The 23,488-nt window shown below is 63.4% G+C and carries 20 protein-coding genes; 14 read left to right on the top strand and 6 right to left on the bottom strand.

Annotation, left to right across the window (positions count from 1 at the left end; genetic code table 11):
* The first annotated feature begins 1 nt into the window (after position 1).
* From gmhB to L3N39_RS01195, 3 genes are read left to right on the top strand one after another with little or no spacing between them, the layout of a single operon-like run.
* The gene (gene gmhB, locus L3N39_RS01185; protein ID WP_237255388.1) at positions 2-544 is read left to right on the top strand and encodes a D-glycero-beta-D-manno-heptose 1,7-bisphosphate 7-phosphatase; all 543 of its coding nucleotides are present in this window, start codon (positions 2-4) and stop codon (positions 542-544) included.
* Positions 541-1,290, top strand: coding sequence for a lysophospholipid acyltransferase family protein (locus L3N39_RS01190; protein ID WP_237255389.1), 750 nt, complete (start codon positions 541-543; stop codon positions 1,288-1,290). Before gmhB ends, L3N39_RS01190 begins: the two co-directional genes overlap by 4 nt.
* A 46-nt stretch (positions 1,291-1,336) precedes the next feature.
* Positions 1,337-2,713 (top strand): GGDEF domain-containing protein, encoded by a 1,377-nt coding sequence (locus L3N39_RS01195; RefSeq protein WP_237255390.1) that lies wholly within the window; start codon positions 1,337-1,339, stop codon positions 2,711-2,713.
* Positions 2,714-2,785: 72 nt separating this feature from the next.
* On the opposite strand, the gene ahpF is transcribed toward L3N39_RS01195, so the two are convergent.
* Together ahpF and L3N39_RS01205 are read right to left on the bottom strand one after the other, a co-directional pair.
* On the bottom strand, positions 2,786-4,351 hold the full coding sequence (ahpF, locus tag L3N39_RS01200) for an alkyl hydroperoxide reductase subunit F (RefSeq protein ID WP_237255391.1): 1,566 nt from the start codon (positions 4,349-4,351) through the stop codon (positions 2,786-2,788).
* Positions 4,352-4,969: 618 nt separating this feature from the next.
* On the bottom strand, positions 4,970-6,019 hold the full coding sequence (locus L3N39_RS01205) for an SEL1-like repeat protein (protein ID WP_237255392.1): 1,050 nt from the start codon (positions 6,017-6,019) through the stop codon (positions 4,970-4,972).
* A 343-nt stretch (positions 6,020-6,362) separates the two neighbouring features.
* Between L3N39_RS01205 and L3N39_RS01210 the strand changes: the two genes are divergently transcribed.
* The 3 genes from L3N39_RS01210 to L3N39_RS01220 all read left to right on the top strand — a co-directional run bounded on the left by L3N39_RS01210 (position 6,363) and on the right by L3N39_RS01220 (position 8,820).
* A complete protein-coding gene (locus tag L3N39_RS01210) occupies positions 6,363-7,025 on the top strand; it encodes a hypothetical protein (RefSeq protein WP_237255393.1) in 663 nt (220 codons plus the stop codon).
* A gap of 363 nt (positions 7,026-7,388) precedes the next feature.
* A complete protein-coding gene (locus tag L3N39_RS01215) occupies positions 7,389-8,174 on the top strand; it encodes a hypothetical protein (RefSeq protein WP_237255394.1) in 786 nt (261 codons plus the stop codon).
* 310 nt (positions 8,175-8,484) lie between these two features.
* Positions 8,485-8,820, top strand: coding sequence for a hypothetical protein (locus tag L3N39_RS01220; protein ID WP_237255395.1), 336 nt, complete (start codon positions 8,485-8,487; stop codon positions 8,818-8,820).
* 424 nt (positions 8,821-9,244) lie between these two features.
* Here L3N39_RS01220 and gyrB read toward each other — a convergent pair whose 3' ends face one another.
* The 4 genes from gyrB to dnaA are packed head-to-tail and all read right to left on the bottom strand — an operon-like array spanning position 9,245 to position 15,365.
* Positions 9,245-11,665, bottom strand: coding sequence for a DNA topoisomerase (ATP-hydrolyzing) subunit B (gene gyrB, locus L3N39_RS01225; protein ID WP_237255396.1), 2,421 nt, complete (start codon positions 11,663-11,665; stop codon positions 9,245-9,247).
* 4 nt (positions 11,666-11,669) lie between these two features.
* On the bottom strand, positions 11,670-12,776 hold the full coding sequence (gene recF, locus L3N39_RS01230) for a DNA replication/repair protein RecF (RefSeq protein WP_237255397.1): 1,107 nt from the start codon (positions 12,774-12,776) through the stop codon (positions 11,670-11,672).
* Between the two features lie 13 nt (positions 12,777-12,789).
* Positions 12,790-13,893 (bottom strand): DNA polymerase III subunit beta, encoded by a 1,104-nt coding sequence (dnaN, locus tag L3N39_RS01235; RefSeq protein ID WP_237255398.1) that lies wholly within the window; start codon positions 13,891-13,893, stop codon positions 12,790-12,792.
* A 26-nt stretch (positions 13,894-13,919) separates the two neighbouring features.
* Positions 13,920-15,365 carry a chromosomal replication initiator protein DnaA gene (dnaA, locus tag L3N39_RS01240; protein ID WP_237255399.1) on the bottom strand — a complete coding sequence of 482 codons (1,446 nt, stop codon included), beginning with the start codon at positions 15,363-15,365 and terminating at the stop codon, positions 13,920-13,922.
* A gap of 492 nt (positions 15,366-15,857) precedes the next feature.
* Here dnaA and rpmH point away from each other — a divergent pair, with 492 nt between their 5' ends.
* The 8 genes from rpmH (at position 15,858) to L3N39_RS01280 (ending at position 23,487) form a co-directional block, all read left to right on the top strand.
* Entirely contained in the window at positions 15,858-15,992 is a 135-nt protein-coding gene (rpmH, locus tag L3N39_RS01245; protein ID WP_003290924.1) for a 50S ribosomal protein L34, read from the top strand.
* A gap of 14 nt (positions 15,993-16,006) precedes the next feature.
* Positions 16,007-16,402 carry a ribonuclease P protein component gene (gene rnpA / locus L3N39_RS01250; RefSeq protein WP_237255400.1) on the top strand — a complete coding sequence of 132 codons (396 nt, stop codon included), beginning with the start codon at positions 16,007-16,009 and terminating at the stop codon, positions 16,400-16,402.
* Complete coding sequence (gene yidD, locus L3N39_RS01255) at positions 16,395-16,640, top strand: membrane protein insertion efficiency factor YidD (protein ID WP_237255924.1); 246 nt, start codon at positions 16,395-16,397, stop codon at positions 16,638-16,640. Before rnpA ends, yidD begins: the two co-directional genes overlap by 8 nt.
* A 2-nt stretch (positions 16,641-16,642) precedes the next feature.
* Positions 16,643-18,307, top strand: a complete 1,665-nt coding sequence (gene yidC / locus L3N39_RS01260) for a membrane protein insertase YidC (RefSeq protein WP_237255401.1) — start codon at positions 16,643-16,645, stop codon at positions 18,305-18,307.
* Between the two features lie 73 nt (positions 18,308-18,380).
* Positions 18,381-19,748 (top strand): tRNA uridine-5-carboxymethylaminomethyl(34) synthesis GTPase MnmE, encoded by a 1,368-nt coding sequence (gene mnmE / locus L3N39_RS01265; protein WP_237255402.1) that lies wholly within the window; start codon positions 18,381-18,383, stop codon positions 19,746-19,748.
* Between the two features lie 395 nt (positions 19,749-20,143).
* On the top strand, positions 20,144-22,036 hold the full coding sequence (mnmG, locus tag L3N39_RS01270; RefSeq protein ID WP_237255403.1) for a tRNA uridine-5-carboxymethylaminomethyl(34) synthesis enzyme MnmG: 1,893 nt from the start codon (positions 20,144-20,146) through the stop codon (positions 22,034-22,036).
* Complete coding sequence (gene rsmG / locus L3N39_RS01275) at positions 22,036-22,683, top strand: 16S rRNA (guanine(527)-N(7))-methyltransferase RsmG (RefSeq protein WP_237255404.1); 648 nt, start codon at positions 22,036-22,038, stop codon at positions 22,681-22,683. The genes mnmG and rsmG overlap by 1 nt, the downstream gene beginning before the upstream one ends.
* A gap of 18 nt (positions 22,684-22,701) precedes the next feature.
* The gene (locus L3N39_RS01280) at positions 22,702-23,487 is read left to right on the top strand and encodes a ParA family protein (protein WP_237255405.1); all 786 of its coding nucleotides are present in this window, start codon (positions 22,702-22,704) and stop codon (positions 23,485-23,487) included.
* Position 23,488: the final 1 nt, after the last annotated feature.

Here is a 23,488-nt window from a genome sequence, read left to right on the forward strand (position 1 = left end):
CTTGAAGCTGATCGTCCTGGACCGCGACGGGGTCATCAACGAGGACTCCGACGCGTACGTCAAGTCGGTGGACGAGTGGATCCCCATCCCCGGCTCGATGGCGGCGATCGCGCGGCTGTGCAAGGCCGGCTGGACGGTGGCGGTGGCCACCAACCAGTCGGGCCTGGCACGTGGCAAGTTCGACCTGAGCACGCTCGGCGACATGCACCTGAAGATGCAGCAGCTGGCGATGGAGGCGGGCGGGCGCATCGACCTGATCGTGCACTGCCCGCACGGCCCGGATGACGGCTGCGACTGCCGCAAGCCGCTGCCCGGGTTGTTCCGCCGCATCGCCGAGCACTACGGCCTGGCCGATCTGAAGGGCGTGCCGGTGGTGGGTGACAGCCACCGCGACCTGCATGCCGGCCTGGTGCTCGGCGGCGTGCCCTACCTGGTACGCACCGGCAAGGGCCAGCGCACCCTGCAGGGCGTGCTGCCGCCGGGCACCCAGGTCTTCGATGACCTGGCCGCCGTCGTCGACCATCTTCTCGGAAGCACCCGATGAGCGCCCTCTATCCGCTTCGCATCCTGCTGTTCTATACCCTGCTGGCGCTGAGCGCCTTCGTCTGGTGCCTGGTGAGCATGCTGGTCGCGCCACTGCTGTCGTTCCGCAGCCGCTACCGCTTCGTGATCCAGACCTGGTGCCGCTGCGCCGTCTGGCTGGCCGGCAGCATCCTCGGCATCCGCTACGCGGTGCGCGGCCAGGAGCACGTGCCCGAGCGCCCCTGCGTGATCCTCGCCAAGCACCAGAGCACCTGGGAGACCTTCTTCCTCTCGGCCCACTTCGAGCCGTTGACCCAGGTCCTCAAGCGCGAGCTGTTGCGCGTGCCGTTCTTCGGCTGGGCGATGATGCTGCTCAAGCCCATCGCCATCGATCGCGACAACCCCAAGGCGGCGCTGCGCCAGGTCGCCAAGCAGGGCCACGAACGCCTGGAGCAGGGCATCTGGGTACTGATCTTCCCGGAGGGCACCCGCGTGCCGGTCGGCCAGCCCGGCAAGTTCTCCCGCGGCGGCACGGCGCTGGCGGTGAATGCCGGACTGCCGGTCCTGCCGATCGCCCACAACGCCGGGGTGTTCTGGCCCAAGGCCGGCTGGGGCAAGCGGCCCGGGGTGATCGATGTGGTCATCGGCCCGCCCATGCAAGCCGAAAGCGACGGCCCGCGCGCCATCGCCGAACTCAACCAGCGCGCCGAAGACTGGATCAACGCCCAGGTAGCCGAACTCGAGGCCGCCGCCCGCCTGCGCGACTGACCGAACGCGGCAGGCCTGGCCTGCCGCCGCAATGCGAGGCCACGCCATGCAGATATCCAACGAAGAACTGGTCGGCGAATGGCAGCGCCTGTGCGCGGCCTATCCGCTGGCCGCCGCTCAGGCGCTGCGCCAGCTGGCCGAACGACAGAGCGCCGAGCTGGCGCGCTATTTCTATGCGCAGATGCTGGCCGACCCGCAATCGGCACTGTTCCTCAACCATGAGCAGGTCAAGACCCGCCTCAGCCAGTCGATGCAGCGCTGGGTCTGCAATGTGTTCCGCGCGCCGGACGCGGCCGGCTTCGTCGAGGTGGTCGAGCAGCAGCGCAAGGTCGGCGAGATCCACGCGCGCATCGAGATCCCGGTCAGCCTGGTGCTGCGCGGCGCCCGTGCGCTGAAACAGCGCCTGCGCGAGCTGCTCGAGGAGCACGGCCTGGAAGAACCGCTGCGCCGCCAGGCCGCACGCCTGGGCGCCGATGTCATCGACCTGGCGATCGAGATCATGTGCTTCGCCTTTTCCCAGTCCCACGACCGCAATTCGCGCGCCGAGGAGGCCTACCGGCTGTTCTCCGTCTCGCAGAACGTCGGCGTCGAGAAGGAGCGCCAGCGTGCGGCGCTGCTGGACTGGGAGAACCAGCTGATGTTCGACCTGGCGGTGGGCAACACCGCCGTCGGTCTGCCCCAGCTGGCCGGCTCCGAGTTCGGCCTGTGGTTCCGCCACAAGGCCTCGCACGCCTTCCAGGGCTCACCGGAGAGCGCCAGCATCCTCGACTACATCGCCGGCATCGATCGTGCGCTGTTGCAGCTGCGCGGTGGCTGCGAGACGAGTGGGGAGGGCAGCCTGGACCTGCTGCACCAGATCCGCGAGCAGACCCGCGCGATCAGGTTCCTGCTCGACAGCCTGTTCGAACAGGCCAGCGACCTGGAAGCCGGCAGGGACGTGCTCACGCGCCTGCTCAATCGCAAGTTCCTGCCGGTGGTGCTGGGCAAGGAGGTGCTCTACAGCCGGCAATCAGGCAGCTGCTTCGGCGTGTTGGCGATTGACGTCGACCACTTCAAGCAGGTCAACGACCGCCATGGCCACGATGGCGGCGACCAGGTCCTGCAGCAGATCGCGACGTTGCTGGCGAGCAACTCGCGCGGCGGCGACTACGCGTTCCGCCTGGGCGGCGAGGAATTCCTCATGGTGCTGGTGGACATCGACGCGAGCAAGGCGCTGCAGATCGCCGAGAAGCTGCGCAAGCGCATCGCCAGCGAAACCCTGCGGCTGCAGAAGGGCGGCGAACTGCGGGTCACGGTGAGTATCGGCATGGCCGTGCATGACGGCCACCCCGACTACGAGCGCCTGCTCAAGCGCGCCGACCAGGCGCTGTACCAGGCCAAGCGCGAGGGGCGCAACCGCTGCGTGGTGCACGGCGGCGACTAAGCCGCAACGCTGTGGATGAACAAGGGAGCAGGCCGTCAGGCTGCTCCCTTTTTTTATTGCGCGGCAGGCGCCTCAGACCACCGGTGCGCTGCTGCGGATCAGGTGGTCGAAGGCCGACAGCGAGGCCTTGGCGCCTTCGCCCACCGCGATGACGATCTGCTTGTACGGCACCGTGGTCACGTCGCCGGCGGCGAACACGCCGGGCAGGCTGGTCTGGCCCTTGGCGTCGACCACGATCTCGCCGAAGCGCGACAGCTCCAGGGTACCCTTGAGCCATTCGCTGTTGGGCAGCAGGCCGATTTGCACGAAGATGCCTTCCAGCTCGACGTCGTGCAGCGCGTCAGTGTGGCGGTCCTTGTAGACCAGCCCGGTGACCTTCTGCCCGTCGCCCTTGACCTCGGTGGTCTGCGCCATCTTCAGCACCGTGACGTTGGGCAGGCTGAACAGCTTGCGCTGCAGCACCGCGTCGGCGCGCAGGCTTTCGCCGAACTCCAGCAGGGTGACGTGGGCGACGATGCCGGCCAGGTCGATGGCCGCCTCCACACCGGAGTTTCCGCCGCCGATCACCGCCACGCGCTTGCCCTTGAACAGCGGGCCGTCGCAGTGCGGGCAGTAGGCCACGCCACGGCCGCGGTATTCCTGCTCGCCGGGCACGTTCATCTCGCGCCAGCGCGCGCCGGTGGCGAGGATCAGGGTCTTGGCCTTGAGCTCGCCGCCGTTGTCGAAGCGCACGGTTTGCAGGCCGTCGTCGCCAGCCGGGACCAGCTGGCTGGCGCGCTGCAGGTTCATCACGTCGACCTCGTAGGCGCGCACGTGTTCTTCCAGGGCACGGGCCAGTTTCGGGCCTTCGGTTTCCTGCACCGAGATGAAGTTCTCGATGGCCATGGTGTCGAGCACCTGGCCGCCGAAGCGCTCGGCGGCGACGCCGGTGCGGATGCCCTTGCGCGCCGCGTAGATCGCCGCCGCGGCGCCAGCCGGGCCACCACCGATGACGAGCACGTCGAAGGCGCTCTTGGCCTTGAGCTTCTCGGCATCACGCGCACCGGCGCCGGTGTCGAGCTTGGCGAGGATCTCCTCGACGCCCATGCGCCCCTGGCCGAAGGGTTCGCCGTTGAGGTAGAGGCTCGGCACCGACATGATCTGCCGTGCCTCGACCTCGTCCTGGAACAGCGCGCCGTCGATGGCCACGTGGTGGATGTTGGGGTTGAGCACCGCCATCAGGTTCAGCGCCTGGACCACGTCCGGGCAGTTCTGGCAGGACAGCGAGAAGTAGGTCTCGAAGCGGTATTCGCCCTCGAGCGCCTGGATTTGCTCGATCAGCTCGGCCGACAGCTTCGACGGGTGGCCGCCAACCTGCAGCAGCGCGAGCACCAGCGAGGTGAACTCATGGCCCATGGGCAGGCCGGCGAAACGCAGGTCGATCTCGCGGTCGTGGCGCACCAGGGCGAACGACGGGCGGCGCTCATCGTTGCCGGCGGTGTTCAGGCTGATCTTGTCGCTCAGGCCGTTGATGTCGTTCAGCAGCGCGAGCATTTCCTCGGACTTGGCGCTGTCGTCGAGCGAGGCGACGATCTCGAACGGCTGGGTGACCTTTTCCAGGTAGGCCTTCAGTTGGGTCTTGAGATTGGCATCGAGCATGCGGTGTTCCCCTATCAAAATGTGCCTTCGGCCTGCCGGCCTGTTTCATGGGGCTAAACCTACGCCTGCTTCGCCAGCGATAGAAATTGATTGAGACACTTGGACTTATTTATCCAGGCTATCGGCAAGAAACCGACAACCCCTAACGAGCAACGCCCCGGCAGCTGGAGCTGCCGGGGCGTTGCATGGACGAATCAAAGGAGCGTGTGCTGCTGTAGGCGGGCAAAGATAATCGTCCTTGTCGCACCTAAATACGGGGTTATACGCGAGTTCGGCCAAAGTTCTTTTCTCACTTGGCCAAAGTTGGTATGCCGAAACCTACATTCGGCCAAAGTAAATTGCGGAGCCAGAAACGGCGCGGCTTGCAGAGCACGATGAGAGCGTTGCTCAACGCAGCAACGACGTGTCTCGGGAGAGTTTTGACAACTTGTCAATTCGTGCGGTGAGTGTACTGCGCCCGCAAATCTGCAACCTCTGAGGGTCAGCCGGTAGGAAAGGAGAACCCAGGGCAAGGCGGCTCGTCCACCTTCGTTAAAAGAAGAAAAGCCCGCCGAAGCGGGCTTACCAAGCGAGAGAAGCAGCTATCTGCATGCAGAGCAAACCGATGCGATCTAGAAGTCAGCGACCTTCAATGCGGCTGAAGAGCTGCTGAGCAACCCGCCGGGCCTCAAGCTCCTGCTCCGTACTGATCGATGCGAGATCGACTCCTTCATCTCCATCAACGTAAAGCGGGCCACCCTGGTCGTCGTCATACAACTGCCCAGCGTACATACCGCCGTCATGGTAGGCCTGAAGCGTGCTCTGCCGAAGGTCGCTCCCTAGCAACTCCGATAGGTAGACCCAGACCCAATTCTGGAAGAGGTTGCTCTGATCGTATGTGTAAATCAGTGCCCGCATCGCATCGACGTCTCCGAGGGATGCCGCCTCGGCGTAGGATCTCTTAGCGGCTTCGAAGTCATTGGTCTCCTCAGCCTCGTAAGCAGAGCAGAGGGACAGCTCCAACCGAGCTTCACTGCACCCTAAGCTAGCGGCCTCACGGAGATGGAAGGCCTCACGCTCGGAGTCCGACACCTGTTGCCGGTAGGCCATCGCCCACTCCAACTCGATGCCCGTTAACTGTCGACCCTGAAGCATTTGCGAGTGCCAATATTCGGAGCCCTCCGTCTCTTCAAGCTCATCTCCTCGATATAGAAGTGCTAAGGCGAAGTGAGCCTGGGCGTGGTTGCGTTGTGCGGCAATGACAAGGCTGTCTGCCAAGAGGCCGATCCGCTCCCAGTCAATTCCAGGCTGGCTGGGATTGCCGAAGTCATCCGCTTCCCAGTCCGCGTCTGCCCACTCTTCACCGCTCAACTCCCGAACTACCGCCTCAATAGGTACAGCACCAAGCCGCAGCTCATGAACGAGCTGTAGCAAGGCGGTGCCTGCTGTGTCTGCAACCGACGAATACCCCAACTCGGTCAGACGTTTTTGCAGCGTCGCTAAGCATTCAGGGGAGGGAGCAAGAGGTGCATCGAAGACCACCAGGACGTGATCAGTGCTCAGTGATGCCTGAGACTTGAAGCCAAAACACGCAGCCAGGAGCTCGTGTACGTGGGCGTGCCGAAAGGGATGCTGCGTGGCCGACTCAAGCTGTCGCTTGGCGTTATAGGCAAGCTCTTTAATAACCATGAAACCGTCCTCAGTGCCCGGCCGTCTGGAGCAAGCGGCACACGTTTAAGCCCCATACGAGCGGGCTTTGGAGGTTTCAGAGAGCAAAGGAGGGGGATGTCGCGCCTTTTTTAACTCGTGTGCAAGTTGGGCGGGCGCCTGGCCGCATTCTAGCGAGCGGCGAACCGGAAAGTCGAGCCAACTCATTGGCACCCCTCTATCGACTCTCCCAATGAACCAAAGCCGGGCACGGGTCAGTACCTAGCAGCACGGCAAAATATTCCAAAACGAACAACACATTCCATTGACAATAGAATTCAAGCGGAGCAGGCTATGCACATTCCAATCGAAATGGAACATAGGCATGCAGCAGTTCTTCGAGACCTTCATCCAAACAGACCGTCACCTTTCACTGGAGCAGGTGCTCCAGGAGGCCCGAGATACCTACCGAGGCCACCTAGAATCGATGATTCATCAATACAGGTCGATCCATAAGCTTTCGGAGCTCGACGAAATTTTCGACGGGGAGCAGCAAATCGTATCCACGGCGAGAGCTTGCTACGAGTACGCAATCAACGGCTGGATTCCTCTCGCCAAAACGGAGGCCGAAGCAGACGCCCAAAGCCATGACTGGATGGCACTAGCTGCTCTCTTACTCTCCGCTCGCTATGGCATCGAATTCTTCAGTCCCGAGGTAGACGGCAAAACCATCGGTGTTCCCGTATTTCTTGAGCAGATCTACTTCCAGGCGATCCTCCGCGCGCGGCTGGATATCGACACCCGACCAGACCTCGACGAGGAGATGCTACCTAGACCTCTGCGCTATCAAAGCACTGGCTACCTGAACCTGAATGAAGTGGCTGCGCTGGCCCAGATGCACCAGAAATCGGTTCGCAATGCCACCCAACCCACAGCAACAGATCGCCTGCACACACGCAAAGACGGGGCACGCACGGTCGTTGATTCCCCGGAGGCCCTGCGGTGGCTTAGCGGCCGACGCAACTTCAAACCCAGTGAGCTGGTTTGAGGCAGCTATGCACTTAACCAAGCATGCGGAAGATCGAATCAAACAACGTCATATTAGCGCAGAGCAACTCGATTGGTTGCTCTCGTACGGTACCGTCGGCCATGGCAAAGGCGTTTGCTTCTTCTATTTCGACCGGGATGGCTTTGCACATCTCTTGCGGGAAGTGGAACCAAGCCGTGAAGGGCTAGCACTGCGCAGCCGGAACATCTATGCCGTCGTTTCAGCGGACGCAGTAATCACAGTTGGGCATAGAGATGACCGCCTAAAGTCCCGCAAGGCGCAGAGACACCGTCGACAGGGCGTGGCTTCGCATCCAGCTGCCCGCCGGATCCAGCACCAGACTCATTAACAAGGAACGCTGATATGAGCCACTTTGAACAGTTTAGCCATCTGCTGGCTGATGCCGCTTTTACCCTGAACGGCAACCCTCTCGCGCGTGACCTCCTGCTGTCATCCGAGGGTGCACTGGAGACCTTTTATGCGCCGTTCGACCACATCAATACCCAAGCCCGGGTCACCATCTGTGGCATCACACCCGGTCTTCAGCAGGCGATGAATGCGCTGAACGAAGCGAGAAAACAGCTCGCAGCCGGGGCAAGCGTCGAGGAGGCCAAGCGCTGTGCAAAAGAAACCGCGAGCTTCTCCGGCCCAATGCGCAGCAATCTAATTGCCATGCTGGATCACATTGGGCTCAACACGCTGTTGCACATCGACAGCTGTGAACGGTTGTTCAGTACCCACCGGCATCTGGTGCACTACACCTCAGCCCTTCGGTACCCGGTATTCGTGAACGGCGCCAACTACAGTGGCAGCCCCTCGATGCTTAGCTGTGCGTCGCTTCGGCACCAGGTGGATAACCACCTTGCAGCAGAAGTAAAGGCGCTCGGAGAAAACTGCATCTACGTTCCGCTAGGGCCGAAGGTGGCCGAGGTGCTGTTACGTCTGCAAACACAGGGGCTGCTGAAGCCCGAGCAGATCCTTGCCGGCCTGCCTCATCCATCGGGCGCAAACGCCGAAAGAATCAGCTACTTCTTGGGCAACAAGGCTCGTGAGCAACTTTCACCAAAGACCAATGCAGCTACCCTTGATGCCGCGCGGGAAAAGCTGACTTCACAGATCGCCTTTCTTGCCAAGCAAGGGTACCTGTAATGCGGTCAGTCCTGACCTACCCGCTGGTATTTCTGCTCTCGCTGAAGTGCGGCTTGATGGGCGTCTTCTTGAAGATGGCTCGGGAGCAGACCCTAGACGCAATGAATCCATTGCGCAACATGCAAAGGTGCAGAAAGCGCCTGCCCGAATCGCAGCTGTGGTGTTCAACGGCTAAGAGACCGTGAGCAGCTGCTATGGGCAGAAGTTTTCAAGATCAGGGCCCGGGTCTCGAAGCTGCGCGGCCTCTAAACACCATTGCCGATCAAACGCCCACGGAAGGGCTTCACCCTATCTCCCGACAGAGGTCGCTATGTCTCAGCTTGCCAAAGCAGCAGAGGCGCTCTGCGCTTCTAAATACAAGCGCACTGCTACCCCCTCCCAGTACATCGCAGGCTTCAATACCAGGCTCGGCCGTCAGCTAGCGCTTCATCGGACACAACATGCGATCTATTGCTGGACGCAGGTGATACCGCTGATAGGTGCACCGGCATCCCCGATCCGTCAGTACGCAGCACGTGACACCCGCAACTCCAATCTCAACGCCAAAAATGCCCCGAGCCTTTGCCTCGGGCATGCCGCCCATTACTGGAAGTTCGGGGACACCACCTCCTTCGAATCCTTCCTAGACTGGTACACCCATGCGTAAGGAAGACGGCACGCTGTGTAGCAGCAACGAGTAGGCGGGAATTGCGCGTTATTGCCGTCGCAGCCGGTAAGCAAAATCGGCCCTACCCGCCTCTCGAATTAGCTCCACCGCGACGATCTGAACTCGACTCATTTGGAAAAACTCTTCCAGGCATCGCAGTCGAGCCCAGGGCCGAAGTGCCTGGCTCGAAATTCGCCAACCGGTAGGCACTCCGGGGCCACTCCCGACCGGTATTGCTCCAAGACAACCCTTGCGTCGAGGCATCTACCGGTTGCATCACGATCAATGGCGACTGGGCTATCGAAAGGGTGCTGTTAAGGCGGTCTCCGGATGCTCACTATCCGCAAGCGCCTTTAGCTCCTCCACCAAGTCTTCTTTTACGTGCGCAGGGAACAGCCAGTTCTTGTACTCAGCCACAGCTGCTTCAGAAGTCCAGATTGGAAACCGCCAGGGCGTTGGACTCGATGAAGTCTCGACGAGGCTCCACCGCATCGCCCATCAGGGTGTTGAAGATCTGGTCCGCGGCGATGGCGTCCTCGATGGTCACCTTGAGCATGCGTCGTACTGCCGGGTCCATGGTGGTCTCCCAGAGCTGCTCCGGGTTCATCTCGCCGAGTCCCTTGTAGCGCTGCACGCTGTGCCGGCGAGTGCCCTCGGTCATCAGCCAGTCCAGCGCTTCCTTGAACGAGGCCACCGGCTTCTTGCGCTCGCCGCGCTGCACATAGGCACCTTCTTCCAGCAGTGCGTTGAGCTTCTCGCCCAGCGCCACCATCGAGCGGTAATCGTTGCTGGCGAAGAATTCGCGGTTGAAGGTGACGAAGCTGGCCAGGCCATGGGAAGTGACCTCGACCTCCGGCAGGAACAGGTGGCGCTCCTTGTCCTCATGCAGCCTGGCGCTGTAGCTGAGGCCGGAGCGCTCGACATCCTTGAGTTGCGCGGCATAGCGCTCCAGCCAGAGCTGCATCGCGCCCTCGTCGGCAAGCTGCTCGGCGCTCACCCGCGGCAGGTAGATGAAGTGCTCGGTCAGCTCCTGCGGATAGATGCGCGAGAGTCGCTTGAGCGTCTTCATCACGCCGCGGTACTCCTGCACCAGGCGCTCGAGGGCCTCGCCGGCCAGGCCCGGCGCATCCTCGTTGACATGCAGGCTGGCGTCTTCCAGGGCCGACTGGGTCAGGTATTCCTCCATCGCCTCGTCGTCCTTGATGTACTGCTCCTGCTTGCCACGCTTGACCTTGTACAGCGGCGGCTGGGCGATGTAGACGTAGCCGCGCTCGATCAGCTCGGGCAGCTGGCGGAAGAAGAAGGTCAGCAGCAGGGTGCGGATGTGCGAACCGTCGACGTCGGCATCGGTCATGATGATGATGTTGTGGTAGCGCAGCTTGTCGATGTTGTACTCCTCGCGCCCGATACCGCAGCCCAGCGCGGTGATCAGCGTGCCGACTTCGGCGGAGGAGAGCATCTTGTCGAAGCGTGCCTTCTCGACGTTGAGGATCTTGCCCTTGAGCGGCAGGATCGCCTGGGTCTTGCGGTTGCGGCCCTGCTTGGCCGAGCCGCCCGCGGAGTCACCCTCCACGATGTAGAGTTCGGACAGCGCAGGATCCTTCTCCTGACAGTCGGCGAGCTTGCCGGGCAGGCCGGCGATGTCCAGCGCGCCCTTGCGACGGGTCATCTCGCGCGCCTTGCGCGCCGCCTCACGGGCGCGGGCGGCGTCGATCATCTTGCCGACCACCGACTTGGCTTCATTCGGGTGCTCGAGCAGGAAGTCGCCGAAGTACTTGCCCATTTCCTGCTCCACCGCGGTCTTCACCTCGGAGGAGACCAGCTTGTCCTTGGTCTGCGAGCTGAACTTCGGATCCGGCACCTTGACCGAGATGATCGCGGTCAGCCCTTCGCGCGCATCGTCGCCGGTGGTGGCGACCTTGTGCTTCTTGGCCAGGCCTTCCTGCTCGATGTAGTTGTTCAGGTTACGGGTCAGCGCTGAACGGAATCCGGCGAGGTGGGTGCCACCGTCGCGCTGGGGAATGTTGTTGGTGAAGCAGAGGATGTTCTCGTTGAAGCTGTCGTTCCACTGCAACGCCACCTCGACGCCCACGCCATCCTCTTCACGCTGGACGTTGAAGTGGAAGACCTGGTTGATCGCGGTCTTGTTGGTGTTGAGGTATTCGACGAAGGCGCTGAGACCGCCTTCGTACTTGAACAGCTCTTCCTTGGCCGAGCGCTCGTCGCGCAGCAGGATGCCGACGCCGGAGTTGAGGAACGACAGTTCGCGCAGCCGCTTGGCCAGGATGTCCCAGCTGAAATGGATGTTCTTGAAGGTGGCGCCGGACGGCTTGAAGTGAATTTCGGTGCCGGTACCCTCGGTTTCGCCGATGGCCTTGAGCGGCGCCTGGGGCACGCCATGCTGATAGACCTGTTCCCATACCTTGCCTTCACGGCGGATGGTCAGGATCAGCTCCTCGGAGAGCGCATTCACCACCGAGACGCCGACACCGTGCAAGCCACCGGACACCTTGTAGGAGTTGTCGTCGAACTTACCGCCGGCGTGGAGCACCGTCATGATGACTTCGGCAGCCGAGACGCCTTCTTCCTTGTGGATATCCACCGGAATGCCGCGACCGTTGTCGCGCACGGTGATCGATTCATCGGCATGGATGGTAATCGAGATCTCGCTGCAATGGCCTGCCAGCGCTTCGTCGATCGAGTTGTCGACCACTTCGAAGACCATGTGATGCAGGCCGGTGCCGTCGTCGGTGTCACCGATGTACATGCCAGGACGCTTACGTACGGCATCCAGTCCCTTGAGTACCTTGATGCTGGACGAATCGTACGCGTGGTTTTCGCTCATGCCTTCACTCCCGAGGGGTCGTGGCCTGGGTTATTGACCCATGTTCCACGTGAAACATTGAGACTGGCGTCTGTTCACGCCAGACTGCTTGCAAAACTTCTGAATCGACGCAGGTGATGAATACCTGACATTCCAGCTGCTCGAGCAACTGGCAAAGCGCTTGGCGATGCTGCTCATCGAGTTCGGACGGCAGATCATCGACCAGATAGATGCACTGGCTACGTTTCGCCTCGCTGAGCAATCGCCCCTGGGCGATGCGCAGCGCCGCGACAACCAGTTTCTGCTGACCACGGGACAATATCTCGACCGCATTGTGGCCGGCCAAGCGGAGCCTGAGATCGGCACGCTGCGGGCCCGCCTGCGTGTGCCCCAACTGCCGGTCGCGTTCGATGGATGCGTCCAGCACATCTGCCAGGGGCCGTTCCCTGTCCCAGCCGCGGTAATAGCTCAACTGCAGGTCGTCCAGCGCGATCAGCCTGTCGAGCACCGCTTGGAAAACCGGCTTGAGCACCTGGATATAGCTGCGCCGATACTGGTCGATCTCTTCGGCAGCCGCGACCAGCTCCCGGTCCCATGCCGCGCGCAAAGCGGCGTCCAGTGTACCATGGCGCAACCAGGAGTTCCTTTGCCGCAGCGCCTGCTGCAGTCGCTGCCAGGCGCCGATGAAGCGTGGTTCCACGTGGAACACACCCCAGTCGAGGAACTGCCGGCGCAGCTTGGGCGCGCCTTCGAGAAGGCGAAAGCTGTCCGGATTGATCAGCTGCAGGGGCAAGGCAGCCGCCAGTTCGGCGGCACTGCGCACGTTTTCCCCATCGATGCGGATGCGCGCTTCGCCACCCTGGCGCTCCCGCGCGACGCCGACCGCACTGCGCCGGCCGTCGGCACGCAGCACTTCGCCGAACACCGTGCAACCGTCGAGTTGGTGGGTGATCACCGGGGCAAGCCGCAGGCTGCGAAACGAGCGGCCGAGACCGAGCAGGTGAATGGCTTCCAGCAGGCTGGTCTTTCCGCTGCCGTTCTCGCCGTAAAGAATGTTGATGCGCGGGGAGGGAATCAGCGTCACCGGGTGAAGATTGCGCACACCGGTGACGGCGATGCGACTCAGGGACATCTAGCGGCGCAGATCACAGACGCATCGGCATGACGACATAGGCCGAGTCATCGTTATCGGATTCCTGGATCAGCGCGCTGCTGTTGGAATCCGACAGGGTCAGGCGCACGCTTTCGGCCGTCATCACGCCCAGCACATCGAGCAGGTAGCTGACGTTGAAGCCGATCTCCAGCGAGGCGCCGGTATAGTCGACAGCGACTTCTTCTTCCGCTTCCTCCTGCTCCGGGTTGTTGGCCTGGATCTTCAACAGACCGCTTTCCAATTGCAGGCGGATGCCGCGGTACTTCTCGTTCGACAGGATCGCCGTACGGCTGAACGCCTCGCGCAGCGTCTGCCGATCGCCCACCACCAGCTTGTCCCCACCACGCGGCAGCACGCGCTCGTAATCGGGGAACTTGCCGTCAACCAGCTTGGAGGTGAAGGTGAATTCCCCGGTGGTGGCGCGGATGTGGTGCTGGCCCAGCACGACGCTGACCTCGGCGTCCTGCTCGGTGAGCAGGCGTGCCAGCTCGAGGATGCCCTTGCGCGGCACGATGACCTGATGGCGGTCGGGTTGCTCGATACCCGCCTGCATCGAACACATTGCCAGGCGATGGCCATCGGTGGCGACCGCACGCAGCATGCCGTTGAACACTTCGATCAGCATGCCGTTGAGGTAGTAGCGGACATCCTGCTGCGCCATGGCGAAGCCGCTGCGTTCGATCAGCCGGCGCAGCTTGCCCTGCTCGACGCTGAAGCTCAGCGAACCTGGGCCTTCCTCGACGGTGGGGAAATCCGACGCCGGCAGCGTCGACAGCGTGAAGCGACTGCGCCCGGACTTGATCAGCGCCTTCTGCTCGTCAAGCCGTACATCGATCAGTGCATCGCTCGGCAGGCTCTTGCAGATGTCCATGAGCTTGCGTGCCGGCACGGTGATCTCGCCCGGCTCGGCGGCATCCTCCAGGGCAACGCGCCCGACCAGCTCGACCTCCAGATCCGTACCGGTCAGCGACAGTTGCTGACCTTCGACCACCAGGAGGACATTGGAAAGCACCGGCAGGGTCTGCCGACGTTCGACGACGCCGGCAACCAGCTGCAGCGGTTTCAACAGGGCTTCGCGCGAAATGGTGAAATGCATGAGGTCTGATCCCTTGCCTGTAGATGTCAGGTGGTCAAAGTTCGCAGCAGATTCTTGTAATCTTCGCGTATATCGGCATCAATTTCCCGCAATTCGGCAATTTTACGGCAAGCATGCAGGACCGTGGTGTGATCCCGCCCACCGAAGGCATCGCCGATTTCCGGCAGGCTGTGGTTGGTCAATTCCTTGGCCATCGCCATCGCCACCTGCCGCGGTCTGGCCACCGAGCGCGAACGCCTCTTGGACAGCAGATCGGAAATCTTGATCTTGTAGTACTCGGCCACGGTGCGCTGGATATTGTCGACGCTGACCAGCTTGTCCTGCAATGCCAGCAGGTCCTTGAGCGACTCGCGGATCAGCTCGATGGTGATGTCGCGGCCCATGAAGTGGGCATGGGCGATGACCCGCTTCAACGCCCCCTCGAGTTCACGAACGTTCGAGCGAATCCGCTGGGCAATGAAGAAGGCTGCATCATGGGGCAACTCGACCTTGGCCTGGTCGGCCTTCTTCATCAGGATCGCCACCCGGGTTTCCAGCTCGGGCGGCTCGACCGCCACCGTCAGGCCCCAACCGAAACGGGACTTCAGCCGTTCCTCGAGCCCGTCGATTTCCTTCGGGTAGCGGTCGCTGGTGAGGATCACCTGCTGGCCACCCTCGAGCAGGGCATTGAAGGTATGGAAGAACTCCTCCTGAGAGCGCTCCTTCTTGGCGAAGAACTGGATGTCGTCGATCAGCAGCGCGTCGACCGAACGGTAGAAGCGCTTGAATTCATTGATGGCATTGAGCTGCAGCGCCTTGACCATGTCGGCGACGAAGCGCTCGGAGTGCAGGTAGACCACCTTGGCGTTGGGGTTCTTCTTCAGCAGATGGTTGCCCACCGCGTGCATCAGGTGGGTCTTGCCCAGACCGACACCGCCATAAAGGAACAGCGGGTTGTAGCCATGCTTGGGATTGTCCGCCACCTGCCAGGCCGCCGCGCGGGCGAGCTGGTTGGACTTGCCCTCGACGAAGTTCTCGAAGGTAAAGGTGCGGTTGAGGTAGCTGGTGTGCTTGAGACCACCCTCGACCTGCACGGTGCGCTCGGTGGCAGGCGCAGGGTCGGTCGCCACCGGCTGGTCCGCCGTGGGCTTGTCCGGCAAGGGCCTGGCGGCTGACAGCGGCTCGTCGACCGGCATGCTCGGCTGCTGGGCACGTGCCACCGCGGCCGGAGGTAGTGCTGACGACGGCCGCTTGCTGCCAATCAACAGGGACAGCTGCGGCGGTGCCTGGGTCGCGCGCTCGCCCAGCAGTTCGAGCAGGCGGGTCAGGTACTTCTCGTTGACCCAGTCGAGCACGAAGCGGTTCGGCGCATAGACCCGCAGCTCATCGCCATGAGCCTCCACCTGCAGCGGCCGGATCCAGGTATTGAACTGCTGGGCAGGCAGCTCATCGCGCAGCAGCTCGATACATTGCTGCCATAGTTCCACCGACACGAACCACCTCGATCATCTGACGCAGGAAGCCGGCAATTGTACCCGTCGGCAGGCCTGTTATCCACAAGCCGACATCGACAGACAAGGTTTTCGACGCACAACTGGCGCAGGAGCCCTGTTGATAAACCGGCCTCAGCTGTGTTCATAAGGCAGTGGGCAGCCGGGCTTGCAACCGCCCCTGTGTATAACTTCGCCATCCATCCCCAGGCCATCCAGCGCCTACCCCAAGAAGACGCACCTGAACCGCACAGGCTTTTCGGTCGTGCCAGGCCAGGCCAGCCGGCGCTCGCAAGGGGTTATCCACAGAAACACCGGCGACCATTCATAAACACAGCTTCCAGAAAGCTCTCTTTTCTTTCTTCTTGTCTTCTATCTGTCGTTTGCCGGTGGCGAGCGAGCAGAAATTGACCTGCCCTTTGCGCTTCTCTACAATCGCCGGTCTCTTAAAAGGGGGCCATTCCGGCTCGCAACGAATCACCAGGTAACCGCATCATGAAACGCACTTTCCAACCCAGCACCATCAAGCGCGCTCGTACCCATGGCTTCCGTGCTCGTATGGCCACCAAGAATGGTCGTCAGGTTCTGTCGCGTCGTCGCGCCAAGGGCCGCAAGCGCCTGACCGTCTGAATTCGTTTCAGGTGGTGAGTCGAGGCTTCGGCCGGGAGAAGCGCCTGCTGCGACCCGGCCAGTTCAAGGCGGTCTTCGACTCACCTACCGGCAAGGCGACGGGTCGCAACGTCCTGCTGCTGGCTCGGGACAATGATCTGGGGCTTGCTCGCCTTGGCCTGGTGATAGGCAAGAAGAGTGTCAAGCTCTCGGTCGAACGCAATCGCATCAAGCGCCAGATTCGCGAAAGCTTTCGTAGCCACCAGGATGAACTCTGCGGCCTGGACATCGTGATCGTCGCGCGCAAAGGCCTGGCCGAGCTGGACAATCCCGAACTGGCCCGTCAGTTCGCCAAGCTCTGGCGACGCCTGGTCGGCAAGCAGTCGCGAACTGCCGATGGAGCGGGAACCGCCAATGATTCCCATGCGTAGATTGGCCACAGCGCCCATCCGGTTCTATCGCTATGCCATCAGTCCGATGATGGCCAGCCATTGCCGCTTCTACCCCACCTGCTCCTGCTACGCCCTGGAAGCCATCGAACAGCATGGCGTTCTGCGCGGCAGCTGGCTGGGCCTGTGTCGCCTGGGCCGCTGTCACCCCTGGAATGCCGGCGGTTACGATCCCGTGCCTCCTCCCGAAACCTCCAATACATCATCGATGGCCGAGTAACCATGGATATCAAACGCTCGATCCTGCTCGTCGCCCTTGCAGTCGTCGCCTATCTGCTGGTTCTGCAATGGAACCAGGATTATGGCCAGGCCGCGCTGCCAAGCCCGACGTCAACGACCCAGTCGTCCGCACCGGCGCTGCCCGATTCCCCCACCGCAGCGACCCCGGGCAACGACGTGCCTTCGGTTGCCAACGGCCAGCCCGAGCAGAGCCTGCCGGCCGCGCAGCCCAGCCAGCAGCTGATCCGCGTGCGTACCGACGTGCTCGATGTGGCCATCGACCCGCGTGGCGGTGACATCGTCGAGCTCCTGCTGCCGCAGTACCCGCGCCGCCAGGACCGTCCCGACGTGCCGTTCCAGCTGTTCGAGCGCAGCAGCGAGCGCACCTACGAGGCGCAGAGCGGCCTGATCGGCGACGGCCCGGACCAGGCCAGCGGACGTCCGCAGTACAGCAGTGCGAAGAGCGAATACGTGCTGGCCGATGGCCAGGACCAGCTGGTCGTCGACCTCACCTACAGCGCCGAAGGCGTCAACTACACCAAGCGTTTCGTCTTCGAACGCGGTGACTACGACCTCGGCGTGCGCTACCTGATCGACAACCAGAGCGACAAGTCCTGGACCGGCTACCTGTTCGGCCAGCTCAAGCGCGACAACAGCGGCGACCCCTCGTCGAGCACCGCCACCGGCACCGCGACCTACCTGGGCGCGGCGATGGGGACCAAGGACGAGCCGTACCGCAAGGTGTCGCGCGGCGACATGGATGACAAGAGCGTCCGCGAGACCGTGCAGGGCGGCTGGATCGCCTGGCTGCAGCACTACTTCGTCACCGCCTGGATCCCGCAGCCGCAGGACACCACCCAGGTGCAGACGCGCAAGGATGCCCAGGGCAACTACATCATCGGCTTCACCGGCCCGGCGGTCACCGTGGCCCCTGGCGCCCAGGGCGAAACCGGTGCGCAGCTGTACGCCGGGCCGAAGATCCAGGACAAGCTGGAAGCGCTCGCCCCGGGCCTGAACCTGACCGTGGACTACGGCATCCTCTGGTTCATCGCCCAGCCGATCTTCTGGCTGCTGAGCACCATCCACTCGCTGCTCGGCAACTGGGGCTGGTCGATCATCGTCCTGACGCTGATCATCAAGCTGGCGTTCTTCCCGCTGTCTGCGGCCAGCTACAAGTCGATGGCGCGCATGCGTGCCGTTTCGCCAAAGATGCAGGCGCTGAAGGAGCAGTACGGTGACGATCGCCAGAAGATGTCCCAGGCGATGATGGAACTGTACAAGAAGGAGAAGATCAATCCGCTGGGCGGCTGCCTGCCGATCGTGGTGCAGATGCCGGTGTTCCTGGCGCTGTACTGGGTGCTGCTGGAGAGCGTGGACATGCGCCAGGCGCCCTGGATGTTCTGGATCACCGACCTGTCGATCAAGGATCCGTACTTCATCCTGCCGATCATCATGGGCGTGACCATGTTCATCCAGCAGCAGCTCAACCCGACACCGCCGGATCCGATGCAGGCCCGGGTGATGAAGCTCCTGCCGATCATCTTCACCTTCTTCTTCCTCTGGTTCCCGGCGGGCCTGGTGATCTACTGGGTGGTCAACAACATCCTGTCGATTGCCCAGCAGTGGTACATTACCCGGCAGATCGAGGCGTCGACGAAGACGGCCTGACGCCCAGCGAGCCCCTCGAAACGCCCCTTCACCGGGGCGTTTTGCTATCCAGCGTTTTTACAGGAGAGCCGCCATGCGCAGCCCACGTGAAACCATTGCCGCCGTCGCCACCGCACCGGGTCGCGGCGGCGTCGGCATCGTCCGGGTCTCCGGCCCGCGGGCCAAGGCGCTGGCGATCACCCTGACCGGCCGCGAACCGCTACCGCGCCATGCCCATTACGGGCCCTTCCATGCCGATGATGGCGAGGTCATCGACGAAGGCCTGATGCTGTTCTTCCCCGGCCCGCACTCGTTCACCGGCGAGGACGTGCTGGAACTGCATGGCCATGGCGGCCCGGTGGTGCTGGACATGCTGCTGCAGCGCTGCCTGGAACTCGGTACCCGCCAGGCCCGGCCCGGTGAGTTCAGCGAGCGCGCCTTCCTCAACGACAAGCTGGACCTGGCGCAGGCCGAAGCCATCGCCGACCTGATCGAGGCCAGCTCGGCGCAGGCTGCCCGTAATGCCGTGCGCTCGCTGCAGGGCGAGTTCTCCCGCCGCGTGCAGGCACTGGTCGAGCAGCTGATTCGCCTGCGCATGTATGTCGAGGCGGCCATCGACTTTCCCGAGGAAGAGATCGACTTCCTCGCCGACGGCCATGTGCTGGCCGAGCTGCAGGCCCTGCGCGAGGCGCTGGCCCGGGTCCTGCGCGAGGCCGGGCAGGGTGCGCTGCTGCGCGAGGGCATGACGGTGGTCATCGCCGGCCGGCCGAACGCGGGCAAGTCGAGCCTGCTCAACGCGCTGGCCGGTCGCGAGGCCGCCATCGTCACCGAGATCGCCGGCACCACGCGCGACGTGCTGCGCGAGCACATCGTCATCGATGGCATGCCGCTGCACGTGATCGACACCGCCGGCCTGCGCAAGACCGAGGATCGGGTCGAGCAGATCGGCGTGCAGCGCGCCCTCGGGGCGATTGGCGAGGCCGACCGGGTGCTGCTGGTGGTCGATGCCAGCGCGGCCGAGGCGGCCGACCCGGCGGCACTCTGGCCGGAATTCCTCGACTGTCCGCCGCCACCGGGCAAGGTGACGGTCATCCGCAACAAGGTCGATCTCAGCGGCGAGGCCGTGGTGCTGCGCATCGATGCCGACGGCCAGGCGACGCTGGCGATGTCCGCGCGCGACGGCGAGGGCCTGGAACTGCTGCGCGAGCACCTGAAGACCTGCATGGGCTTCGACCAGACCGCCGAGAGCAGCTTCAGCGCCCGGCGCCGGCACTTGCAGGCCCTGCGCCAGGCTGATGAGCACCTGGCCCACGGGCATGCACAACTGGTCGCTGCCGGCGCCGGCGAGCTGCTGGCCGAGGACCTGCGCATGGCCCAGCAAGCCCTCGGCGAGATCACTGGTGCGTTCAGCTCCGACGACTTGCTCGGGCGAATCTTCTCGAGCTTCTGCATCGGCAAGTGAGCCTCCCCCGCGCCTCCATGAGCTTTGTGGATAACCACGGCTGAAATAGGTCGACAAGCCTGTCGAAAAACCCTTCGCCAATGCGCCTGTGGATAGATCATCATTCTACCCACAGGCCGTCAACCTGAAACGCCCAGCTCCCGCGCAGTCACCGCACAACCTTTACTCAGCCTGAAAGCCTGATGGGCCGGCCGTTCTGCAGGGTTATCCACAGAAAGCCGCGTCACCAGACATAAACATATAAACAAGCTTTTCTTTTCTTTCTTCTCATTTATCTCTTTCTGGCTCATCTCACCGTTTGGTCATTTTTTGTCCAGAGCCCTTCATTCAGGCCGGCTAACTCCCTATACTTCGCCGCCTTCCCCATTCCCCCACTCAACAGGCACGAGGTGCGTGTGGATTTCCCATCCCGTTTCGATGTGATCGTCATCGGTGGCGGCCATGCCGGTACCGAGGCCGCGCTGGCCTCTGCACGCATGGGCGTGCGGACCCTGCTGCTGACGCACAATGTCGAGACGCTCGGGCAGATGAGCTGCAACCCGGCGATCGGCGGCATCGGCAAGAGCCACCTGGTCAAGGAGATCGACGCGCTGGGCGGCGCCATGGCCAGCGCTACCGACAAGGGCGGCATCCAGTTCCGCGTGCTCAACAGCCGCAAAGGCCCGGCGGTGCGCGCGACCCGTGCCCAGGCCGACCGCATCCTCTACAAGGCGGCCATCCGCGAAATCCTCGAGAACCAGCCGAACCTGTGGATATTCCAGCAGGCTGCCGATGACCTGATCGTCGAACACGACCAGGTCAAGGGCGTGGTCACCCAGATGGGCCTGCGCTTCCTCGCGGACAACGTGGTGCTGACCACCGGTACCTTCCTCGGCGGACTTATCCACATCGGCCTGCAGAACTATTCCGGTGGCCGCGCTGGCGACCCGCCGTCGATCGCACTGGCTCGGCGCCTGCGCGAACTGCCGCTGCGCGTCGGCCGGCTGAAGACCGGGACGCCGCCACGCATCGATGGTCGTTCGGTGGACTTCTCGCAGATGACCGAGCAGCCCGGCGACACGCCGCTGCCGGTGATGTCCTTCCTCGGTTCGCGTGAGCAGCACCCGGCGCAGGTCAGTTGCTGGATCACCCACACCAATGCGCGTACCCACGAGATCATCGCCAGCAACCTGGACCGCTCGCCAATGTACTCCGGGGTGATCGAAGGCATAGGTCCGCGCTACTGCCCGTCGATCGAGGACAAGATCCACCGCTTCGCCGACAAGGACAGCCATCAGGTTTTCCTCGAGCCCGAAGGCCTGACCACCCACGAGCTGTATCCCAACGGCATCTCCACCTCGCTGCCGTTCGATGTGCAGCTGGAGATCGTCCGCTCGATCCGCGGCATGGAGAACGCCCACATCGTGCGCCCGGGCTATGCCATCGAGTACGACTACTTCGACCCGCGCGACCTGAAGTACAGCCTGGAGACCAAGGTCATCGGCGGGCTGTTCTTCGCCGGCCAGATCAATGGCACCACCGGCTACGAGGAAGCCGGCGCCCAGGGCCTGCTTGCCGGAGCCAACGCTGCGCTGCGTGCGCAGGGCAAGGACAGCTGGTGTCCGCGCCGCGACGAGGCCTACCTCGGCGTGCTGGTCGACGACCTGATCACCCTGGGTACCCAGGAGCCGTACCGCATGTTCACCTCGCGCGCCGAGTACCGGCTGGTGCTGCGCGAGGACAATGCCGACCTGCGCCTGACCGAGAAGGGCCGCGAGCTGGGCCTGGTCGATGATGCGCGCTGGGCGGCCTTCTGCGCCAAGCGCGAAGGCATCGAGCGCGAGGAGCAGCGGCTCAAGAGCACCTGGGTGCGCCCGGGCTCGGCCGAGGGCGCGGCGATTGCCGCGCGTTTCGGCAGCCCGCTGACCCGCGAGTACAACCTGCTCAACCTGCTTGCCCGGCCGGAGATCGACTACGCCAGCCTGGCCGAGCTGACCGGCGATGCCGGCGTCGACCCGCAGGTCGCCGAGCAGGTGGAGATCAGCACCAAGTACGCCGGCTACATCGAGCGCCAGCGCGACGAGATCGAGCGCCTGCGCGCCAGCGAGGACATCGCCCTGCCGGTCGACCTCGACTACCAGGGCATCTCCGGGCTGTCCAAGGAAATCCAGCACAAGCTGACCCAGGCGCGCCCGCAGACCCTCGGCCAGGCCTCGCGCATCCCCGGGGTGACGCCCGCGGCGGTGTCCCTGCTGATGATCCACCTGAAGAAGCGCAATGCTGGCCAGCAACTGGAGCGGAGCGCCTGATGGAAACGCCGAACCCGCGCCATGCCGCCGAACTGAGCGAAGGCGCGAAAGCCCTCGGCATCGAGCTCGAGGCCGAGCAGCAGCGCCTGCTGCTGGCCTACCTGGCCCTGCTGATCAAGTGGAACAAGGCCTACAACCTGACCGCCGTGCGCGACCCCGACGAGATGGTCTCGCGCCATCTGCTCGACAGCCTGAGCGTGGTGCCCCATGTCGCCGAAGGCGGCACGCGCTGGCTGGACGTGGGCAGCGGCGGTGGCATGCCCGGCGTGCCGCTGGCCATCCTGTTCCCCGACCGCGACTTCACCCTGCTCGACTCGAACGGCAAGAAGACGCGCTTTCTCACCCAGGTCAAGCTCGAGCTCGGGCTGCGCAACCTGCAGGTCGTCCACGACCGGGTCGAGCACTACCGGCCGGCACAAGCCTTCGATGGCATCACCTCGCGGGCCTTCAGCGCGCTGGCCGACTTCACTGGCTGGACACGTCACCTCGGCGACGGCGAGACCCGGTGGCTGGCGATGAAGGGCGTGCACCCGGACGACGAACTGCAGGCGCTGCCGGCCGACTTTCGCCTGGAGCGCTGCCACGTCCTGCAGGTGCCCGGTTGCCAAGGCCAGCGCCATCTGTTGATACTGCGCCGCATTTCATGACCCCGGACAGACGCTGACATGGCCCGAGTATTCGCCATCGCCAACCAGAAAGGCGGCGTGGCCAAGACCACTACCTGCATCAACCTGGCGGCTTCGCTGGTGGCCACGCGTCGCCGTGTCCTGCTGATCGACCTCGACCCGCAGGGCAATGCCACCACCGGCAGCGGGGTCGACAAGCTGGACCTGGAGTACTCGATCTACGACGTGCTTATCGGCGAGTGCACGCTGGTCGACGCCATGCAGTTCTCCGAACACGGCGGCTACCAGCTGCTGCCGGCCAACCGCGACCTCACCGCCGCCGAAGTCGGCCTGCTCAAGCTGCCGGCCAAGGAGCAGCGCCTGCGCGAAGCGCTGGCGCCGGTGCGCGAGAACTACGACTACATCCTCATCGATTGCCCGCCGTCGCTGTCGATGCTGACGGTCAACGCGCTGGCCGCGGCCGATGGCGTGATCATCCCGATGCAGTGCGAGTACTACGCCCTCGAGGGGCTCACCGACCTGGTCGACTCGATCCAGCGCATCGGCCGGGCACTCAATCCGAGCCTGACGATCGAAGGCCTGCTGCGTACCATGTACGACCCGCGCAGCAGCCTGACCAACGACGTCTCCGAGCAGCTGCGTGCGCATTTCGGCGACAAGCTCTACGACACGGTCATCCCGCGCAACGTGCGCCTGGCCGAAGCGCCCAGCCACGGCATGCCGGCGCTGGTGTACGACAAGCAATCCAAGGGTGCGCAGGCCTACCTGGCGCTGGCCGGGGAGCTGTCCAGGCGACAGCGCAAGGCCGCGCGCGCCCTCGCATAAG

It is taken from the genome of Pseudomonas oligotrophica, assembly GCF_021726475.1.
Lineage (GTDB): Bacteria > Pseudomonadota > Gammaproteobacteria > Pseudomonadales > Pseudomonadaceae > Stutzerimonas > Stutzerimonas oligotrophica.

What these genes read in the sequence shown, in the direction of transcription:
- L3N39_RS01190 (WP_237255389.1), top strand. Translation starts at nt 541, where the DNA reads ATGAGCGCCCTCTATCCGCTTCGCATCCTGCTGTTCTATACCCTGCTG.
- dnaN (WP_237255398.1), bottom strand. Translation starts at nt 13,893, where the DNA reads ATGCATTTCACCATTTCGCGCGAAGCCCTGTTGAAACCGCTGCAGCTG.
- rpmH (WP_003290924.1), top strand. Translation starts at nt 15,858, where the DNA reads ATGAAACGCACTTTCCAACCCAGCACCATCAAGCGCGCTCGTACCCAT.
- ahpF (WP_237255391.1), bottom strand. Translation starts at nt 4,351, where the DNA reads ATGCTCGATGCCAATCTCAAGACCCAACTGAAGGCCTACCTGGAAAAG.
- L3N39_RS01210 (WP_237255393.1), top strand. Translation starts at nt 6,363, where the DNA reads ATGCAGCAGTTCTTCGAGACCTTCATCCAAACAGACCGTCACCTTTCA.
- L3N39_RS01280 (WP_237255405.1), top strand. Translation starts at nt 22,702, where the DNA reads ATGGCCCGAGTATTCGCCATCGCCAACCAGAAAGGCGGCGTGGCCAAG.
- L3N39_RS01215 (WP_237255394.1), top strand. Translation starts at nt 7,389, where the DNA reads ATGAGCCACTTTGAACAGTTTAGCCATCTGCTGGCTGATGCCGCTTTT.
- L3N39_RS01195 (WP_237255390.1), top strand. Translation starts at nt 1,337, where the DNA reads ATGCAGATATCCAACGAAGAACTGGTCGGCGAATGGCAGCGCCTGTGC.
- yidC (WP_237255401.1), top strand. Translation starts at nt 16,643, where the DNA reads ATGGATATCAAACGCTCGATCCTGCTCGTCGCCCTTGCAGTCGTCGCC.
- gyrB (WP_237255396.1), bottom strand. Translation starts at nt 11,665, where the DNA reads ATGAGCGAAAACCACGCGTACGATTCGTCCAGCATCAAGGTACTCAAG.
- L3N39_RS01205 (WP_237255392.1), bottom strand. Translation starts at nt 6,019, where the DNA reads ATGGTTATTAAAGAGCTTGCCTATAACGCCAAGCGACAGCTTGAGTCG.
- mnmE (WP_237255402.1), top strand. Translation starts at nt 18,381, where the DNA reads ATGCGCAGCCCACGTGAAACCATTGCCGCCGTCGCCACCGCACCGGGT.
- yidD (WP_237255924.1), top strand. Translation starts at nt 16,395, where the DNA reads ATGCGTAGATTGGCCACAGCGCCCATCCGGTTCTATCGCTATGCCATC.
- recF (WP_237255397.1), bottom strand. Translation starts at nt 12,776, where the DNA reads ATGTCCCTGAGTCGCATCGCCGTCACCGGTGTGCGCAATCTTCACCCG.
- L3N39_RS01220 (WP_237255395.1), top strand. Translation starts at nt 8,485, where the DNA reads ATGTCTCAGCTTGCCAAAGCAGCAGAGGCGCTCTGCGCTTCTAAATAC.
- rsmG (WP_237255404.1), top strand. Translation starts at nt 22,036, where the DNA reads ATGGAAACGCCGAACCCGCGCCATGCCGCCGAACTGAGCGAAGGCGCG.